The sequence below is a fragment of the Vibrio sp. 070316B genome, assembly GCF_013114115.1.
Taxonomy (GTDB): domain Bacteria; phylum Pseudomonadota; class Gammaproteobacteria; order Enterobacterales; family Vibrionaceae; genus Vibrio; species Vibrio chagasii_B.
Map to the genome: position 1 here is coordinate 37,057 of NZ_VTYC01000024.1, position 16,522 is coordinate 53,578.

General features: G+C 45.1%; 19 protein-coding genes and 1 other RNA gene. 9 read left to right on the plus strand and 11 right to left on the minus strand.

Annotated elements, in window-relative coordinates:
• Positions 1–78: 78 nt before the first annotated feature.
• Genes F0251_RS17150 through rpoE form a run of 4 tightly spaced genes read right to left on the minus strand, consistent with a single transcriptional unit; the run spans position 79 to position 2,733 of the window.
• The gene (locus F0251_RS17150) at positions 79–549 is read right to left on the minus strand and encodes a SoxR reducing system RseC family protein (RefSeq protein WP_004739029.1); all 471 of its coding nucleotides are present in this window, start codon (positions 547–549) and stop codon (positions 79–81) included.
• Entirely contained in the window at positions 546–1,508 is a 963-nt protein-coding gene (gene rseB, locus F0251_RS17155) for a sigma-E factor regulatory protein RseB (RefSeq protein ID WP_061032435.1), read from the minus strand. Before rseB ends, F0251_RS17150 begins: the two co-directional genes overlap by 4 nt.
• Positions 1,505–2,128: an RseA family anti-sigma factor gene (locus F0251_RS17160; RefSeq protein ID WP_032498782.1), complete on the minus strand. Its 624-nt coding sequence runs from the start codon at positions 2,126–2,128 to the stop codon at positions 1,505–1,507. Before F0251_RS17160 ends, rseB begins: the two co-directional genes overlap by 4 nt.
• A 26-nt stretch (positions 2,129–2,154) precedes the next feature.
• Positions 2,155–2,733, minus strand: a complete 579-nt coding sequence (gene rpoE / locus F0251_RS17165) for an RNA polymerase sigma factor RpoE (RefSeq protein WP_008223963.1) — start codon at positions 2,731–2,733, stop codon at positions 2,155–2,157.
• A 389-nt stretch (positions 2,734–3,122) separates the two neighbouring features.
• Between rpoE and nadB the strand changes: the two genes are divergently transcribed.
• On the plus strand, positions 3,123–4,739 hold the full coding sequence (gene nadB / locus F0251_RS17170) for an L-aspartate oxidase (protein WP_008223964.1): 1,617 nt from the start codon (positions 3,123–3,125) through the stop codon (positions 4,737–4,739).
• An 88-nt stretch (positions 4,740–4,827) separates the two neighbouring features.
• Here the strand turns inward: nadB and F0251_RS24680 are convergent, their stop codons facing one another.
• Both F0251_RS24680 and F0251_RS17175 read right to left on the minus strand, forming a co-directional pair.
• A complete protein-coding gene (locus F0251_RS24680; RefSeq protein ID WP_315973341.1) occupies positions 4,828–5,256 on the minus strand; it encodes a protein YgfX in 429 nt (142 codons plus the stop codon).
• The gene (locus tag F0251_RS17175; protein ID WP_004735374.1) at positions 5,204–5,464 is read right to left on the minus strand and encodes a succinate dehydrogenase assembly factor 2; all 261 of its coding nucleotides are present in this window, start codon (positions 5,462–5,464) and stop codon (positions 5,204–5,206) included. Before F0251_RS17175 ends, F0251_RS24680 begins: the two co-directional genes overlap by 53 nt.
• A gap of 167 nt (positions 5,465–5,631) precedes the next feature.
• Here F0251_RS17175 and ygfZ point away from each other — a divergent pair, with 167 nt between their 5' ends.
• The 3 genes from ygfZ (at position 5,632) to F0251_RS17190 (ending at position 7,838) form a co-directional block, all read left to right on the plus strand.
• Positions 5,632–6,603, plus strand: a complete 972-nt coding sequence (ygfZ, locus tag F0251_RS17180) for a tRNA-modifying protein YgfZ (protein ID WP_116871634.1) — start codon at positions 5,632–5,634, stop codon at positions 6,601–6,603.
• A gap of 4 nt (positions 6,604–6,607) precedes the next feature.
• On the plus strand, positions 6,608–7,069 hold the full coding sequence (locus F0251_RS17185; protein ID WP_105057864.1) for an aminoacyl-tRNA deacylase: 462 nt from the start codon (positions 6,608–6,610) through the stop codon (positions 7,067–7,069).
• Positions 7,070–7,631: 562 nt separating this feature from the next.
• Positions 7,632–7,838 (plus strand): DUF1107 domain-containing protein, encoded by a 207-nt coding sequence (locus F0251_RS17190; RefSeq protein ID WP_008223967.1) that lies wholly within the window; start codon positions 7,632–7,634, stop codon positions 7,836–7,838.
• A 96-nt stretch (positions 7,839–7,934) separates the two neighbouring features.
• On the opposite strand, the gene F0251_RS17195 is transcribed toward F0251_RS17190, so the two are convergent.
• Genes F0251_RS17195 through F0251_RS17205 form a run of 3 tightly spaced genes read right to left on the minus strand, consistent with a single transcriptional unit; the run spans position 7,935 to position 10,948 of the window.
• Complete coding sequence (locus F0251_RS17195) at positions 7,935–9,158, minus strand: FAD-dependent 2-octaprenylphenol hydroxylase (protein ID WP_105057601.1); 1,224 nt, start codon at positions 9,156–9,158, stop codon at positions 7,935–7,937.
• 12 nt (positions 9,159–9,170) lie between these two features.
• On the minus strand, positions 9,171–10,349 hold the full coding sequence (gene ubiH / locus F0251_RS17200) for a 2-octaprenyl-6-methoxyphenyl hydroxylase (RefSeq protein ID WP_105057602.1): 1,179 nt from the start codon (positions 10,347–10,349) through the stop codon (positions 9,171–9,173).
• Positions 10,350–10,372: 23 nt separating this feature from the next.
• Positions 10,373–10,948 (minus strand): YecA family protein, encoded by a 576-nt coding sequence (locus F0251_RS17205; protein WP_004739012.1) that lies wholly within the window; start codon positions 10,946–10,948, stop codon positions 10,373–10,375.
• A gap of 307 nt (positions 10,949–11,255) precedes the next feature.
• Between F0251_RS17205 and zapA the strand changes: the two genes are divergently transcribed.
• The 5 genes from zapA (at position 11,256) to serA (ending at position 14,615) form a co-directional block, all read left to right on the plus strand.
• Positions 11,256–11,564 carry a cell division protein ZapA gene (gene zapA, locus F0251_RS17210; protein WP_004735366.1) on the plus strand — a complete coding sequence of 103 codons (309 nt, stop codon included), beginning with the start codon at positions 11,256–11,258 and terminating at the stop codon, positions 11,562–11,564.
• Between the two features lie 11 nt (positions 11,565–11,575).
• Positions 11,576–11,759: non-coding RNA, 6S RNA (ssrS, locus tag F0251_RS17215), on the plus strand.
• Between the two features lie 6 nt (positions 11,760–11,765).
• Positions 11,766–12,365, plus strand: coding sequence for a 5-formyltetrahydrofolate cyclo-ligase (locus F0251_RS17220; RefSeq protein WP_171731455.1), 600 nt, complete (start codon positions 11,766–11,768; stop codon positions 12,363–12,365).
• Between the two features lie 102 nt (positions 12,366–12,467).
• Complete coding sequence (gene rpiA / locus F0251_RS17225; protein WP_171731456.1) at positions 12,468–13,124, plus strand: ribose-5-phosphate isomerase RpiA; 657 nt, start codon at positions 12,468–12,470, stop codon at positions 13,122–13,124.
• Positions 13,125–13,385: 261 nt separating this feature from the next.
• Complete coding sequence (gene serA, locus F0251_RS17230; protein ID WP_061032428.1) at positions 13,386–14,615, plus strand: phosphoglycerate dehydrogenase; 1,230 nt, start codon at positions 13,386–13,388, stop codon at positions 14,613–14,615.
• Positions 14,616–14,711: 96 nt separating this feature from the next.
• Here the strand turns inward: serA and F0251_RS17235 are convergent, their stop codons facing one another.
• Together F0251_RS17235 and F0251_RS17240 are read right to left on the minus strand one after the other, a co-directional pair.
• The gene (locus tag F0251_RS17235) at positions 14,712–15,425 is read right to left on the minus strand and encodes an oxidative stress defense protein (protein WP_171731457.1); all 714 of its coding nucleotides are present in this window, start codon (positions 15,423–15,425) and stop codon (positions 14,712–14,714) included.
• Positions 15,426–15,536: 111 nt separating this feature from the next.
• Positions 15,537–16,433 (minus strand): LysR family transcriptional regulator ArgP, encoded by an 897-nt coding sequence (locus F0251_RS17240; protein WP_105057604.1) that lies wholly within the window; start codon positions 16,431–16,433, stop codon positions 15,537–15,539.
• Positions 16,434–16,522: the final 89 nt, after the last annotated feature.

The window sequence follows — 16,522 nt, forward strand, 5'->3', positions numbered from 1 at the left end:
TTAAAAATAGCTAACGGTGGCGGCATTTCAATCAAGTTGGCAGATTCTACCCAATTTAGCAGCAAGACGCATCATAAATTAGACGAGTGGCTCACCTAGGATTCGAATCAATACGACTTCTTGCTTGGATTTGTCTTCCATCGGTTTAGCGAGTCGCTTCGCTAAAGCAATGCCACCAGCTGTAAATAGGGCTGCGCTCAGTATAACAATCCCCTCGCCCCCTTGAAGTAAGGGTTGTAACAAGAGTTGTCCAATGCCAGCACCAATCATCAACATGAAAAGTGGGATGAGATAAACAATAGCTGCAGACTGAAGTAGGCTTTTTTCAGGAAAGCCGATTTCTACAATCTGACCCGCTTTCACAAGGCTTTTGGTTTTTAATTGCCAAAACAAGGATTTGTTGCCAACCGCTTTGGTGACAATACCAGTGCCGCAGCTTTTTTGTGAAGAGCAGCTGCTGCAACTGGTTTGTTGTTCGCAGCTCAGTTGAACAAAGTATTGCTTACCTTTTTGTTCAACTGAGCTAACGGTAGCCAGCGCGGTCATCATTGCGCTGATACCTGATTATTGAAAGTCACAGATTGAGCGATACGCTTAGCTGTCGCTGGCGGGATATCACCCACGACAGATACCTCTCTGTCGCCAATCACTAAGCTGTGCAAGGTTCTGCGTCCTTGACGTACCAACTGGCCTTTCAATGAGTGTTCGTCTTTGTCGGCGATATATACCGAAAAGCTAAATAATCCATCGCTGAAAAGCTGACTCTCGACCATTTTATCGGTCGCAGCCATTTGGTAACGGCTCAATTCTTTTGACTTAAACCCTTCTGGCACCCATGAAGCTTGCCAGTCGGTCTCACTCACCAAACCTTCAGGTAATGATAAAACCTTCGGCAGTTGCGCTTGGTTTAAGCCACCCATGGCTTCAGCGATTTTATCGTTCACGACATAAGAGATAGTTCGGTACTGTTCCAGTATTTCACCATCACGGTCTAATAGGTCGGCACGTAGAGGAAGACTGGTTTTCTCGTCTACCCAGACCACGTAAGAGTAACGAAGGCCATCTTTTGGCACTACGCGTAACACTTGAGTAGTGCTGCCCGCTTCACGAGAACGCCCAACTTTTACAAAGTCGTAGTACTGATTCAGGGATTCGATATCTCGATTGATCATCGGAATAACAGGAGCAACCATGCTGCCTGACTGGATCGTAAACGGCTCTGTACCCGGTTCGATGTAGCTCACTTCATTACCGCGACGAATCACTTCACGAACAGGGCCACTCAGGTAAACAAGGTGTGCGAGTTGTTGGTCGTCGTTAACCGCATGGCGATAAACAAGAGGTTCAATACTGCTCTTCTTGATCAGTATGTAAGAGAGTTCGTAATTTAGATGCTGACTGGCCTCGTTCATTTGATGCAACAAGGCCTTTGCAGTTGTTTCCTCTGCAAAGGCTGTTGGAGACATCAAGCTGAACAGTGTCAGTGCACTGACCAGGATTTTCTTCATTCAATGTCCGATTCTAGATGTGCATCTTCCATAGGCGACGCATCACTGTTTAATCTTAGTTGTAGCTCATAATCTTCTAGCATTGCATGAACGCGTTTGCGCTGCTCTTGCAAGTTTGCTTCAGAAGCCGGTCTCTCTACAGAGTCACGCGTTAAGCTCACTGGCTCAGCCGATCCTGCAAATGGAATCGTCTGAAGTACAGGTAACTGTTCTGGTGCCGCTGGGTCGCTGCCACCATATTGTTGAACACCTAATACAACTGCTAATGAAACACACGCTGCCACAGCAACTTGTCCAAACTGTTGTAACCACGCAGGAAGCTGACGCTTCGCTTGCTGAGGCTTTGGTTGCTCTTCAATTGGAGCAACAGTAGGTTCAACATTCACTTGGTGCAGGTTTGGCATTGCACTGTGTGCAGGCTCATCTTCAAGCGCTGCTGCCACACTATCAGCAATGTTCCAATTTTTAGTTTCTGGCGCATCCCCACGCATAACGTCACCAATTAAGTGGTAACTCTGCCAGGTATTCATGCTTTCTTGATCAGATTCTAGGTCTACAATGAGAGCTTTATCGATCGTTTCACCATCCATGAGTGCCGAAAGCTTTTCTTTATCAGCCATTATTTTCACCATAATTATTACAAGTTCTAGCGTTGTAAAAGAGGTTTAATTTTCTTTTCCACCGCTTCACGAGCTCGGAAAATACGCGAACGTACGGTTCCTACAGGGCAATCCATTACTTCTGCAATCTCTTCGTAGCTCAAACCTTCAAGCTCACGCAGCGTCATTGCAGTTTTTAAGTCTTCTGGTAGCGCTTCAATCGCACCAAAAACAACTTGTTTCAATTCTTTTGACAGCGTTAAGTTCTCAGGGTTCGATATTTCTTTTAACGCGCTGCCTGTTTCGTAATATTCAGCATCTTCTGCATCTACATCCGTTGCGGGAGGCCTACGGCTCTGGGCAACGATATGATTCTTAGCGGTGTTCACGGCAATTCGGTACAACCATGTATAGAAGGCACTCTCGCCACGAAAATTAGGTATCGCGCGGTAAGCTTTAATAAAAGCTTCTTGTGCTACATCAGGTACATCACCGGAATTATTCACGTATCGAGAGATAAGATTACAAACTTTGTTTTGATACTTAACCACTAGTAAGTTAAATGCTTGCTTATCTCCACTCTGAACTCGCTCAATCAACACTTGATCGGTTAGCTGCTCGTTCATTCGAGCGGGTACTCCTATTGTTATAACCCTCACCTTCACAGATATGGGTACTAATTATGCGAAATGTAGTATTGACACCACCGTCTACAAGAGCACTATTGTGACTAAGCCAAATACCGAAAGTTCCAACTTTCTTAAAATTATTTGCCATTATTGTTTCACAATGTGATGTAATAAAAATAGCTATCCCTATCAATTTGGGGAAACTTGAGCAAAAGCAATGGTATTGAGCAATTAAATATTTCTAGATAGCTGTCTATATCTTGATTTTGCATAGCGTTTTAGGGCGACTCTGGAGAGATTATAACAGTCTTACCGTGACTCCTAAAACAAGACAAAGTCAATTGAGAGTGGACAACTCGACTATAGCCCGGGATTTAATAAGTTTTATGAACGCAAACCGTGAACATCAGTGTGATGTATTAGTGGTAGGAAGTGGTGCGGCAGGCTTGTCATTAGCCTTACGCGTAGCAGAACATGCAAAAGTAATTGTATTAAGCAAAGGACCACGCAGCGAAGGATCGACGTATTACGCACAAGGCGGTATCGCTGCGGTGTTCGATGAGTCCGACAGTATTGAGTCTCACGTTGAAGATACTCAAATTGCCGGGGCTGGGTTATGTGAAGAAGATACAGTTCAATTCATTGCTGAGAATGCTAAAGAGTGTGTGCAATGGCTGATTGATGGCGGTGTTCCATTTGATAAAGATGAGAACAGCACTGATGGTCAACCTAAGTACCACCTAACTCGTGAAGGTGGACACAGCCACCGCAGAATCCTGCACGCTGCCGATGCAACCGGCATGGCAATGCAAACTTCACTGCAAGATAACGTCAAGAATCACCCGAACATCGAGATCTTCGAGCGCCACAACGCGCTTGACTTGATCACTGAAGATAAAATTGGTGGTTCGAAAGACAAGGTTATCGGTGCCTACATCTGGAACCGTAACCAAGAACACGTAGAAACCGTACGCGCTAAATTTGTTGTGCTTGCTACTGGCGGCGCATCCAAAGTGTACCAATACACCTCTAACCCTGATGTCTCTTCTGGTGATGGCATTGCTATCGCTTGGCGTGCCGGTTGTCGTGTCGCAAACCTAGAGTTCAACCAATTCCATCCGACTTGCTTGTTCCACCCAGAAGCGCGCAACTTTCTACTAACGGAAGCACTTCGTGGCGAAGGCGCTTACCTGCGTCGCCCGGATGGTACACGCTTCATGAAAGACTTCGATGAGCGTGGTGAATTAGCACCTCGTGATGTGGTTGCTCGCGCAATCGACTTCGAAATGAAGCGATTAGGTGCAGACTGCATGTACGTCGACATCAGCCATAAGCCTGAAGAGTTCATTACTGCACACTTCCCAATGATCCACACACGTTTGATGGACTTGGGTATCGATATGACGAAAGAACCGATCCCGATCGTACCGGCTGCGCACTACACCTGTGGTGGTGTGATGGTCAATAAAGATGGCCAAACAGACCTGCAAAACCTCTACGCAATTGGTGAAGTAAGCTATACCGGACTGCACGGTGCGAACCGTATGGCATCAAACTCACTACTAGAATGTGTTGTTTACGCGTGGTCAGCAGCAAAACACATCGTTGAGAATATTGAACAGTCTCAGTTGTGTGCTGAACTTCCAGCATGGGATGAAAGCCAAGTCACTAACAGTGATGAAGAAGTTATTATCCAGCACAACTGGCATGAACTTCGTCTATTCATGTGGGATTACATGGGTATCGTACGTACAGACAAACGTCTTGAGCGCGCAATGCGTCGTATTCAGATGTTGCAGCAAGAGACTCACGAGTATTACAGCAACTTTAAGGTGTCGAACAACCTTCTAGAACTGCGTAACCTACTTCAAGTCGCTGAGCTAATGGTTCGCTGTGCAATGCAACGTAAAGAGAGTCGCGGCCTGCACTATACATTGGATTACCCAGAGCTTGCTGAAGACAGTGGCCCAACGATTCTGACACCAGAGAAACGTCAATCGTAATCTGGCGCATTCGCCAACAATGAAAAGTAATCAAATGAAAGGGAGCCTAGTGCTCCCTTTTCTTTTATCTCACAGCTCATCGATTACTTTAGCTGAGCGAACGCATTCGTTGTAAGTTCGCCAAAAAGTGCCGATATTCTTGATCTTGGCAACTGTCTCGCCATAGCAGTATCGAGTGACCACATTCAAATCGTAATTTTATAAAGAATTGCGCCCAAATCTGGTCGACGGACTTTAACTTGTAAAGCTGATCATTAAGCCGCACCTCACCATCACCCTTATAATCAAAACGCCCTTGAGCGCTGGTGATAAGCATATGATTGGCACGAAACAGATTGAAGGATAAATAAAGACAATAAAGGCTGACAGCCAATGGAATAGAAGAGACAACGATGAAAAACAAAAGGCACCCGAAAACAGTGCCTTTTGTTAATAATGCGAAATGCGAAGGGTTAAGCTGGAGCTTAACGAACCTTGCTGAGGTTGTGTGCGACAATTTTATCAACCATTGATGCATGACCTAGGTTTTCACTGCGGCCGTGGCCCATCACCCAAGTAAACAAGTCTGGATCATCACACTCTAGTAAAGAAACAAACTCGCGCTGTTCCTGCTCTTGCAATGAATCAAAACACTCTTCGAAAAATGGCATGATGACTACATCAAGTTCTAACATGCCGCGACGGCAACCCCATTTAATTCGTGCTTTCTGCTCTGCAGTGTACATTGGCTATCCTCACCTATAATTTTTCTTTCTTGGAGTGTAACAAGTCATACGCTCTGCAACTACTATGTGGGTCACAGTCCCTATCTCAGCTCACAAAAAAACCTAGGCTGACAAAGAAACAGAACAGGATTAACATAGAGCCAAATAAAATTCTTAGGAAAGATAAAATGGATTGGAAAAACACCTTTCAGCCGCACGCTCATACGCAAAATGATTCGCTTCCAGAACTGATGATGACACATGTGTCAGACTGGAGTGCAATTACCATGGTAGGCGATGACAAAAAATCGTACCTACAAGGTCAAGTAACGTGCGACGTCGTGACTCTTCCTAATGATGAATCCACATTAGGCGCCCACTGTGATGCAAAAGGAAAGGTATGGAGTATCTTCCGCCTATTCCACCACAACGGTGGTTATGCGCTTATGCAGCCTAAGTCTGCGATTGAAGTTGAGCTCGTAGAAATCAAAAAATACGCGGTCTTCTCTAAAGTCGATATTGAGCAAACCAACGATGTGATTATCGGTGTGATGGGCGCAGCTGCGGATCAATACATCGACTCAATTTCAGAGAGCCAAGGTAAAGTTCGTGCGATTTCAGGCGGTACAGCTGTTCAAGTCGCAGAAAACCGCTGGGCTCTGCTTGTAACAGAACAAGCTGCAGAAGCTTTGGTCACTAGCAGTTCTGCGGAGAAAGTCTCAGAGGCGCTATGGCAGTATCATGAAATTATCGATGCTCAGCCTCACCTAACCAATGCAGAACAAAATGAGCACATCCCTCAGGCACTTAACCTGCAAGCGATTGGTGGCATTAGCTTCACCAAGGGCTGTTACACGGGGCAAGAAACAGTAGCTCGCGCTAAGTACCGTGGCATGAACAAACGTGAAATGCGCATTGTTTCTGGTTCGACTGCGGAAGTGCTAACACTAGAGAACCCTATTGAGCTAGAGCGTAGCGTGGGTGAAAACTGGCGTGGTGCAGGTCGACTGATCAACGTATATCAATTTGCTGACAACCAAGCGATTGGTCTAATGGTTCTGCCGAATAACCTGGATGACGATGTTCAACTGCGTTTGACAGCACAACCTGATCAAATCTGGAATATCCTGCCACTGCCTTACAGTGTTGACGACGAGTAATTACGTGAAAACAGTGATTACACAATGGCTCGATCAGCAGCAGGTAAACTATCGCCTGCTGCTGCAAAGCAAGCCAACCACCAGCATCGAAGAAACCGCACAAGAGCGAGGCATCGCCCCCTCTCAAATGGTGAAATGCATTCTACTCAAAGACATGGGCAATCAATACGCCTTAGCCTGTACGGCTGGTGATCGCTCGGTCGACCCAAAGAAAGTGCGCTCAATTTTAAATTGCCGCCGAATGACTTGTGTTCCGCTAAGCGATGTAGAGTCCATCACTGGTTTTAAGATAGGTTGTGTTGGCCCTCTTGCATTAAAGAGGCACATGCCGATCATCTTTGATCCTTCGATTCAAAACAATTCGACGGTGACCATCAGCTCTGGGGATCGAATGGCAGGTATTGCTCTGGATCCCGATGATCTCATAGCCCTATGCGCGCCTATCATTACAGAGATCAGCCGATGATCAGATCAAAGCAGTAACTGATCGCAAAGTCACATTCCAGTTTTCACTAGATACATATTTATTGTGAAGTTCGTCATAAGATAAATAGATTAAAGTTAAATATTTAATCAAAATTAAAGCATAAGTAGTCACAAGTAAAAAACTGCGTTATTGTGGATTTACTGACTAGCCCCTAGGCAAATCAGTACAAGTGAATCCACTGAGTAACATCAGTATCCACTTTTGTGTAATGCATCTGTGACTATTCGCCCGTTTTAGACGGGCTTTTTTTTGTCTTAATTTTACAATTTGATTACACAAACAAAAAAATCCCGCCTATTCTTATACTTGTCACATTAACACTGCTTAATACCGAACAGGAAAGTTCACGGCAGTTCACTACTCAGTATTATTTTGGGGAGGAGCTCACGTAAAAATAGATATTTACTGTAGAAAGTGCTTAGAACAGCACAAATATCTAATTAACGTCAACGCTACTGCATATTACTCCATGCTTATCACAATTATTTTTCCGGAGTTTTTCTATAATGTGCAGGCTAGGTAAATATAAGGATAATTAAGAATGAGACTGTTTAAGCGCTATACACCGAGTATGATTGCTAAACATGTAAGTCGACTTTTCAAAGGACGAATCTACATTTACGGCGTAGGGAAATTTGAGTTTGATAACGGCAAGTTAGTCCTGCCAGATCGAGCAGAGCAACGCCACTTTCAAACAGTGAAAGAAATAAATAGTGAAATTATGAAGCTGCGCTGTGCTTACGCATAATCTGATTATCTAGAAGATTCCAAACAAAAAGGGTTGGCTTATTGCCAACCTTTTTTTCGTATTAATGACTCTACGAATAATAGGTACATTCAGACGTTATCGATGAATCACAGGGCGCTTTGCCAGATCAGGAAGATTACCCGCAAGACCCAGAGCTCGCTTCATAATTTCATCTTTTGCACCAGGCAACTGACCCGCAAGCTTCATACCTATGCCACGAATCAGCTTCTTAGCTGGGTTATCGCCTTCAAACAGATCTTTAAAGCCCTGCATCGAAGCAATCATCTTCGCCGCTTCTGCTTTTCTCCAGCGCTCATAACCACGTAAGTTACGCTTGGTACCAATGTCTTCACCTGCTGCCCAAAGCTTTAATAGCTCTTGTGCTAGGCTGGCTGCATCTAACAAACCAAGGTTAACGCCCTGCCCTGCAAGCGGGTGAATGGTATGGGCTGCATCACCCACCAAAGCTACGCGTTCTACTGCGAAGTCACGCGCATATCGCATGCGTAATGGGAAAGCAAAACGCTCACCAACCACTTCACATAAGCCAAGCTTTGCATCGAACTCAGCTGTTAACTGCTTATTGAATTCAGCATCCGACATTGATACGAGGTTCTCGGCACGATTAGGCTCAGTAGACCAAACAATCGAGCTCATGTTGCTCGGTTGCATTGGTAAGAATGCCAACGGACCCTGTGGCGTAAATATTTGACGAGCCACACTATGATGCGGTTCTGCGGTTTTAACATTAGCAACAATTGCACTGTGTCCATAATCCCAATGCGTGAGCGGAATATCTTGCTGCTTGCGAACCCAAGAGTTAGCTCCATCCGCACCCACAACGAGTTTAGCCGTTAGTGCTTGACCGTTATCTAAAGTCAGCCATGCTTCACTTTCACCAATTGCCATTGTTTTGCACGTTGCAGGCATGTACAGGCTCACATTGTCTTGCTTCTTCACTTGCTCAAGCAAGGCTAATTGAATCACACGGTTCTCAACAATATGACCGAGGTTCGGTTGCGCTAAACGCGTTGAATCAAATTCAATACGTGCGAAGCTATCTTGTTCCCATACTTCCATCGCTTGATAAGGGGCTGCACGTCTTTGCTCAATTCCCTGCCACGCACCTAGATTACGCAAAATCACTTCACTAGAACGGCTCAATGCAGAAACTCGTACGTCTGGCAGTTCATTCAGCCCTTCACTAGGCGCTCTGCCTTCAATCACAGCGATTCTCAGGTCGCTGTCTTTTAAAGCAGCCGCAAGTGCAAGCCCAACCATGCCTCCACCAACAATCGCGATATCAACACTTTGCATCATTATTTATCTACCTTATCTTTCTACTAGGCCAAGCGTATGACGCAAAAGTGGACCTTTAAGTGGTGGAAGGTTATCCATAACAGCTAACCCAAGGTTGCGCCCGAGACGAGCGGTTAAAAAATCATTTGAGAATAGGTGTACAAGGCTCGATGTCAGTGTAATCGTCGCCCCTCTGTCCTGTTCTCTACGTTTTCTAAAGTTAACAAGACCAGTGTATCGGCCAACATCATCCAACTGAGTACACAACTCTTCGGCTAAAGAAGCCACATCACGAATACCAAGGTTAAAACCCTGACCCGCGATCGGGTGAAGAGTTTGAGCGGCATTGCCGACAATCGCAAATCGATGAGAGATATTTTGTTGTCGGTGACGAAGAATCAGAGGATAGCTCGCACGCTTGCCCACCTTCTCTAAACGGCCTAGTCGCCAACCAAAGTCGATCTGCAACTGTTCAAGGAACTGGCTGTCGTTTAAAGTCATGACTTTATCAGCTTGTTCTGGCGGTAAGCACCAAACTAGCGATAGGCGGTTGTCCGTCATCGGTAATAAAGCAACTGGCCCATGATGAGTAAAACGCTCAAAAGCGCGACCTTGATGCGGCTCGCTCGCCACAATATTGGCAATGACAGCCACTTGCTCAAAGTCATGCTCGCTCAACGAAATATTCAGTTGTTGGCAGCAGGTAGAGATCGCTCCGTCAGCTGCAACCAACAACCTAGTAGTAATAGTTTGCCCGCTGTTAAGGTCAATGGTCGTCAGTAAATCACTGCGCTCAATTTTCGCTACTGAGTCAGGGCACAGCATCGTAATTGCCTCTTCTGACTCCAGCTTTTGCTGATAGATTCGACCGACATCCGCCAACTCGACCACATAACCAAGCGCATCAACCGCAAGATCTTCGCTGTAAATATCGGTCATCCCTGCATGCCCACGATCCGAGACATGAATATCTTTAATCGGGGTAGCGACAGGAGCGATCGATTGCCACAACTGCAATGAATCGAGGATCTGTACTGTGCCGTAAGACAAAGCAATAGAACGAGAATCAAACCCAGGGTGAGCTTGATGATCAACCTGATAAGGTTCCACTACCGCAATCGACAGCGAACCTTGGCTTAGGTGATTCAAAGCCAGAGCTAAAGTCGCCCCTGCCATCGCACCACCAGCAATTACAACATCATACTGAGCCATCATAACCTCAAACTGGCAAACGATTAGTGAATGGTTGGAGCTACATCTTCAGATGGGCGTGCACCAAACTCAGCATGAATGGTTAATGCACAGGCTTTTACGTGCTCAATAACGTGCTCTAGAAGTTGCGCTTGCTCTTCTAGGTCATCATCTTCATCAATACCTAGCTTTGCCATCTCTTCAAGATCAGCCAGAGCTTCTTTAGTGCCTTCCGACGCCTTATTTAACTGAGCGCCAACTAGTCCTAAACCAGAGATGAAGTGGTTGATCCAATCAGACACACCGTCAGCTAAATCAAACAGGCTCGCACTTGCGTCTTCATCAGGCAGTAGCATAGACAATTCCATGCCTGAACCCGTAATCTCACTAGTGGTTACTTTCAATGTCGCTTCCGCTAACGTTAATGCGCGATCCGGCCAACCCATACCTTCGTTGGTGTAATCAAAGATCAGTGGCTGCCAGCTCTTATCTGCTAGGCTTAAGCCTCCGCTTAACATACCCGTCAATAAACCATGCATCTCAGCAGGGGTTACGGCTAGACTTGCCGATTGAAGTTCAGTCGCAACCGTTAGGTAATCAGGTAAAGTAGTTTCGCTCATCAGATAGCTCGCTCAGTTATTCTTTATATCGATAGTATAATCGTACCACTTCACCCCAATTCTGGTAAGCATCGATCCCTAGCAATTAAAGAATGACTGACTACCAATTGTTCAATTTGCTGAATTACTGTGTGCTCAAGCTCTCATTTACACACAGTCACTCTGAAAAGCTTGAATCTTAATAGCGGTTTACCTATAGTTTCTCCCTCAGAGGAGATTGCTTCCTCATCGGTACTTGCACTTTTTGTTTCAAGAAAATAACGAAGAGCAACAGCCTTAAAATAGCGCGTTAAAGAGTTCATCCATCATGAGTAATCAAGCGGTAGACGTTGAAATATTAGGAAAACTGACTCGAGTGAATTGTCCACCAGGGCAAGAAGAGTCATTGATTGCAGCGGCGGCCGATCTTGATAATCGATTGAAAGAGATGGCTGAACGTACTAAGGTAACCAATGAAGTGAAGCTGCTGACTATCGCAGCTCTGAACATTTGCTATGAATTACAAACTAAGAAATTTGAAGCAAATGACGAACAAAACGCACTGACCGAGCGAATGGAACAGCTCACAACATCACTTTCAGATGTTCTCAGTAAGGTTAAGCACGGACAGCAATAGCGTACACAAAATTTACCCTGGAGTGTTTGTCAGAGGATTCACGTCCCCGAGCCGATAAGCAATCCCTAAGGGTTAGTACTTGAGTGCTATTGAGCATGCTCGGCCCGACCGAGAAGCCTACGGTAATCATTGCTGATCCGCCTTGAACTCGCTGGTTCAAGGGCCATCTATTCTCAACGGCACTTTGGGGTATCCCTTCTTATGAAGACGCTCACACGCAGCGAATTTCGCAAACAGATCCGCATTAAACGCAACTCCCTATCTAACGAACAACAAGCTCAATCCGGTTTAGACTTAGTTAAGCAGTGCACTCAACTCGATGACATTCGGTCTGCTCAACATATCGCACTTTATATCTCGATCGATGGTGAACTTGATACCCAACCTTTAATCGAGTGGTTATGGTCGCAAGGTAAGCAAACTTATTTACCTGTATTACACCCTTTCTCTGACGGACACCTGTTGTTTCTGCACTACTCTCCAACCACACCCACTATTTTAAATAAGTACGGCATTGTAGAACCCCAGCTTAATCAAACGTTGGTGAAACCTTGTCAGCAACTCGACCTCATCCTGACGCCCCTTGTCGGCTTTGACTCTCATGGTCACCGCTTAGGTATGGGCGGCGGATATTACGATCGCACCCTAGCGAAGTGGTTTGCGACCGGCGAAGGTGCAACTCCAATTGGTTTGGCTCACGACTGCCAACATGTCGATACTCTACCGATTGAGGAATGGGACATTCCCTTACCTAAAATCGTGACTCCGAGTAAAACTTGGCAATGGGAAAGTAACCATTAAAGCGCTATAATCGCGCCGCAAACGTTAACCTTGATATACAAACGTTAACTTCAATACGCAAACGACTAATTCAAAGCGCAAGATCTTATTCAGGAGAATGGCATGACTCAAGATGAAATGAAAAAAGCAGCTGGTTGGGCAGCACTTAAATATGTTGAAGAAGGCAGCATTGTAGGTGTTGGTACTGGCTCTACAGTAAATCACTTCATCGACGCACTGGGCACAATGAAAGACAAAATCAAAGGTGCAGTTTCAAGCTCTGTTGCTTCAACGCAACGCCTAGAAGAGCTAGAGATCAAAGTGTATGAGTGTAATGATGTTGTTAAGCTAGACATCTATGTTGATGGCGCAGATGAGATCAACCCAACTCGCGATATGATCAAGGGCGGTGGTGCAGCTCTAACTCGTGAAAAAATCGTAGCGGCTATCTCTGATAAATTTGTGTGTATTGTTGATGGCACGAAAGCTGTTGATGTACTGGGTAAATTCCCTCTACCAGTAGAAGTTATCCCAATGGCGCGTTCATACGTTGCGCGTGAGCTAGTTAAGCTTGGTGGTGACCCGGTTTACCGTGAAGGTTGTACAACGGATAACGGCAACGTGATCCTAGATGTTTACGGCATGGCGATTGAAAATCCGAAACAACTAGAAGATATCATCAATGGTATCGCTGGTGTTGTAACGGTTGGCCTATTCGCACACCGTGGTGCAGATGTGGTTATTACAGGTACACCTGAAGGTGCAAAAATCGAAGAATAAATAATAGAAGATTGAGTTTTTCTGTTACTTCATTACATACGGTGCCCAAGGGCGCCGTTTTTTTTGCTTTGCACCTGTAAAATTATGTCTTATTCCGTAATTTTCTTACCCAAAACATTTTTTTTTTGTTACTTTATTGTTCAGAAGACGCACAGGGAAAACGTTTGTCTCCTAACAAAGTGGTGAGTTTGTTCCCCTTTCAGCCATTTTGTAGCACGTGCGCCGCATTTGCCCAACCTTTCCATTTTAAGGACGAGAACAATGGCCAAAGTTTCACTGGAAAAAGAAAAAATAAAAATTCTACTTCTAGAAGGTCTTCACCCTTCTTCAGTAGAAGTACTTCAAGCCGCTGGTTACACAAATATTGAGTACCACAAAGGCTCACTACCTGAAGATGAACTACTTGAAGCAGTTAAAGATGCTCACTTCATCGGTATTCGTTCTCGCACAAACCTTTCCCAAGAAGTGATTGATGCTGCTGAAAAATTGGTGGCTATCGGTTGTTTCTGTATCGGTACTAACCAAGTAAACCTTGAAGCTGCTGCAAAGCGTGGCGTACCTGTCTTCAACGCACCATTCTCAAATACGCGAAGCGTTGCGGAACTGGTTCTTGGTCAGGTTCTACTGCTACTGCGTGGCATCCCAGAAAAGAACGCTCTTGCGCACCGTGGCATCTGGAAAAAGAGTGCAGACAACTCTTACGAAGCTCGTGGTAAGCGTTTAGGTATTATCGGTTACGGTCACATTGGTACTCAGCTTGGTATTATTGCTGAAAACCTTGGTATGCGTGTTTACTTCTACGATATTGAAAACAAGCTGTCTTTGGGTAACGCAACGCAAGTTCACACCATGACAGAACTGTTGAACAAGTGTGACGTGATCTCTTTGCACGTTCCAGAAACTAACGAAACCAAGAACATGATGGGTAAAGAAGAGTTCGAGCGTATGAAGCCAGGCTCTATCTTTATCAATGCAGCGCGTGGCACCGTAGTCGATATTCCTGCTCTGTGTGGTGCTCTAGATTCTGGTCACCTTGCTGGTGCAGCTATCGATGTATTCCCAACCGAACCAAAAACCAATGCTGACCCATTTGAATCTCCATTGATGCAGTTCGATAACGTGATTCTTACACCTCACGTAGGTGGTTCTACTCAAGAAGCGCAAGAGAACATCGGTGTTGAAGTGGCTGGCAAGCTAGCGAAATACTCTGATAACGGTTCTACTCTATCAAGTGTTAACTTCCCAGAGGTATCATTGCCACTACATACAGGCACGTCTCGTTTACTGCACATTCACGAAAACCGCCCTGGTATCCTAACTCAGATCAACACCATCTTCGCTGAAGAAGGCATCAACATCGCGGGTCAGTACCTACAGACTGCGGCTGATATGGGTTATGTAGTTATCGATGTAGAAGCGGACCGTTCAGAAGAAGCATTGCTTAAACTGAAAGAGATCGAAGGCACCATCCGTGCTCGTCTACTTCACTAATCATCGAACTCGATATTAGAAAAACAAAAAGGCTCTCATTACGAGAGCCTTTTTAGTATTTGGCCTATGGTAGGCAATTAGATCGTGATGATCTAATTACTCTTCAAGCTGATAGATCACATTGACACGATCACGAATAGTGATCGTTGAGTCTTCATAAGAGTTAGATTCTGTTCTCGCATCCATTGCCATAGAACGCATTAATACCGGCTGAGAAGACTGTGCGTTGTAATCCACACGCCAAACGTCACCAAGCTCACGCTCAAAACCCGTCGCTAATGATTTCGCTTTCGCTCTTGCGTCTTTGATGGCTTCTAAACGCGCTTGTTCTTGGTATTTCGCCTGGTCACGCACTTGCAATTGGATGTTATCGATCTGGTTAATCCCTTGAGCAATAGCAATATCCATATACTCATTGAGATTCGATAGCTCCTTCACTTCGACCGTCACATTACGTGAAGCTCGGTAACCGACCAACTCTGGCTTGCCGTCTTTCGGGTAGTGATATTGAGGTGCTAGGTACAGGTTAGAGCTGTGTACACTCGCCTCATCAACACCGGCTTGGTGCAGCTTATTAAGAAAATCGGTTACCACTTTATCAACGGTGATTTTTGCTTGTTCTGCCGTCATCGTCGACTCTACAACTCTGACCGAAAACGTCGCCATATCGGGCGTCGCGATTACTTCGCCATAACCGGTGGTAGAAATATGCGGAAAAGATGGCGAGTTAGCCAATGCAGAAAAGCTCACAGCGCTCAAGGCAGCAGTAAGGGCAAGAGAGGTTGCTAACATCTTTGGTACAAACTTCATGGGGGGAGACCTATGCTAAACAAATGTCTTTTCATCATAGAGTAATTTGTCGCTTATCCAATCCAGACGCAACACTTCTAACAGAACTTTGACGCTGAAAAAACCGCCAACTTACTGTGGTAGATGTTCGTGAGCAAAACTCAAGATCGCTTGCGAGATCTCTTTAAGTACCCCACTTTCAAGCTGCCAATGGTGCCAATAAATCCGATAAGACAATAAAAAACCGGGGGTAATATCAATCAACGAACCCGATTCTAGCTCCTCGATGATCTGTAACCTCGGAATCAAACAGTAGGCAACGCCCGACAATGCTAAACGTACAAATGCTTCTGAGCTACCGACCGTGTGATTGATCACACTGTCTCTAGGCACATTAAAATGATCATGCAAAAACTTCTTATGTAGGTCGTCATATTGATCATAAGACACTGCAGGGGCTTTTCTCAATGTGGTGTAATTAACCCCTTCAGAAAAATAACGTTGATGAAAGTCAGGGCTCGCCACACACACATAATCCATGCGACCAAGGTAGTCGGCACTACAGCCAGGAATCGCTTGAGACTCCAAACTAATAGCACCTGCCACTTCACCACTTTTGATTTTCTCTATGGTTCTCGATTCGCCATGAATAGCAAGATTCAATTCCACTTGGCGCGACTTCATCACACCCGACAAAGCAGGCAGTAACCAAGTGGCTAAGCTATCCGCGTTGGTCGCAATGGATATTGATAAGGGCTGATTACCATCTTCATTCATGAGTTCGGGAACCAGTTCATGCTCCAGCAAACGGACTCGACGATATAACCCTAGTAACTTTTTACCGGCCGGGGTTGGTCTGGGTGGGTTTTCCCTTACCAATGCAGGTTGAGCGAGCCACTTTTCTAGCTGTTTAATGCGCTGTGACACCGCAGATTGAGAGATATATAACTGCTCTGCCGCCCTTTCAAAACTGCGTTGTTTAACCACGGCATCCAGCGCTTCTATCCATTTATAATCCAAACCACGCATTGCTTTGCTTCCTTTTTAATCAGAACTTACACCACATTAGCAACTCTAATAATATATTAAAATCATTAATTATACTTATCACAAGGAGC